At 61.1% G+C, this 1,915-nt stretch carries 1 protein-coding gene; it reads right to left on the bottom strand.

Annotated elements, in window-relative coordinates:
• Positions 1 to 84: 84 nt before the first annotated feature.
• Positions 85 to 1,791: an IS1634 family transposase gene (locus QMG52_RS21590; RefSeq protein WP_283562453.1), complete on the bottom strand. Its 1,707-nt coding sequence runs from the start codon at positions 1,789 to 1,791 to the stop codon at positions 85 to 87.
• Between the last annotated feature and the right edge of the window lie 124 nt (positions 1,792 to 1,915).

Genomic DNA, 1,915 nt, shown 5'->3' with positions numbered 1-1,915 from the left:
CTAGCGGGAGTTTCCTAGCTAATTGGTTCGAAACTTGTGTTTGTGCAGGTCAGAGGCTCTTTTTGGGGCTTGGAAGTGTATGACCTAACTTTTCTTCGGGGCCAGCTTGGTGAGGTTGAAGATTTCGGCGAGGTTGCTGTGGGTGTCGATTTCTTCGGTGAGCATGCGCCGGACTTTGGGGCGCCCGCCGGTGGAGGGGTAGATCATCACGGTTTCGCCGATGCTGGCGAGCCGTTCGAGCAGGTCGCGAACGGAGTGGTGTTCGCCGGCGTTCTCGGCTTCTCGGCGCATGAGGTGGGCGGCTTGCAGGGCCAGGACGCAGGTGAAGGTGTGGATGCGGATATTGTGTTCGGTCCAGTGGTTCATCGGTGAAAACGAGACGACATGGGGGTCCTTGAGCTGGCGGAATCCGAATTCGGCATCGGATTGGGAGCGGTAGGCCGCTACCACCTCGGCGATGGGCCAGTCCTCGTGGGTGGTGACAAGGATCCTTTTGCCGAACAGCTCTTCCTCGAGTTCGGCCCGTGCCTTCTCGTTGATGGTGACGGTCAGCCGGTGGGTGGCGGGGCTGTCGCCTTCCAAGGTGCAGTCCAGGACGCGGCGGAGCCAGGAATCGCGGGTGATTGAAGCAATGTGGTCGGTGAGTGCGACCGTGGTGCGGCGGGTCTTCCCGCGGGCCAGCGTCTCGGTGAGCTCGCCCAGTTTGGTTTGGGCCTTGGCTAGGGTCTGGGCGAATCCTGCGACCTGCTTTTCGTGCAGCGTCGGCGAGTGGGTGAGAATGACCCGGCGTTCGGTGCCGTAAACCACCCGCCGGGTCTCGGTCGCGCTGAGCCCGCCGAACCGATCCTCATCTACGATGGCACGGTCCGTGGCGGGCAGTTTCAGCATGTCGGTGACGTGGGATGGCGGAATGGATCCGACGAACGCCAGATCGGTGTCGGTGACGCGGGTGAAGTTGGAGGCCGAGTTCTGTCCGGCATCAAAGACCACGGTCACCTCCGGCGCTGCGATGATCCCGGCTGTTTCGGCGAGTTTGCGATGGCGTGCTCCCAGGGCATCAATCATGACCGGGAACTGGGTGACGTCGGGTTTGTTGCCCGGGTAGGCGTGGGCGAGCAAGGGGATCCCGCCATCGCGGGTGATCACCAGCCCCAAACCAACCAGGCGCAGGTCGGTGCGTTTCTGCTTCGCCTTCCCGCGCTGGGCGATCGGGGCCGCCCCGTTGCCCGAATCGATGTAGGTCGCGAAGTTCGTCATGTCCAGGGCAAGGGCGGAGATGTCGAGCCCGAATTCGGTGATCATCGCCAACGCGATGCGTTCCTCAATCACTGCCAGCTCCTCCAAACTCACCCGGTGCATCGCATCCCAGAACCTGCGGTGGTCCAGCACGGAGGCGGGGATCTTGGTGAAACGGTCCGCCGCAGTGCTCTTCCACCAATCGGCGAAGCCCAGCTTGGAAGTGGGTGCCACGACCCGGTTCAACGCAGCCAAAGCCAGGTACGTGCCGACCGATGCGCCGGCGTCCTTGCGCCGGGTGCCCGTCACCTCATCAATGATCCCCACCACATTCAGGCGTTGCAAAACGCCCCAGACCGCAGCACTGTCCCCGAAACCCAGGTGCCGGGTCTTCTCCGGAACTATGGCGGCTTCCTTGGCGTCCAGCAGCTTTTCAATGTCCTTCGCGGAACCCAGATAGCGCTCGGAAATCATCTTCGGCTTCCCGTCCACCCGCGCCATTTCACGCAGGTACCAGTACACATTGCCGTTGACCGTTTTCTTATAGAGCGCCATACCATATATCTTACTTTAGGTCATACATATTTCGGTAAAACGCAGGCCCCGACACGCCGCAACTTACACGGTTTTTATTTTGTCGGAGCCTTCAAAAACGAAATAGCCCGGAAACTCCCGCTAG

Source organism: Paenarthrobacter sp. PH39-S1 (assembly GCF_030063245.1).
GTDB lineage: Bacteria > Actinomycetota > Actinomycetes > Actinomycetales > Micrococcaceae > Arthrobacter_M.
Note: the sequence above shows the minus strand (reverse complement) of the source record. Positions and strands in the feature narration are given on the sequence as shown.

Excerpts from the sequence above, each read along its gene's own strand:
- QMG52_RS21590 (WP_283562453.1), bottom strand. The coding sequence starts at position 1,791 with ATGGCGCTCTATAAGAAAACGGTCAACGGCAATGTGTACTGGTACCTG.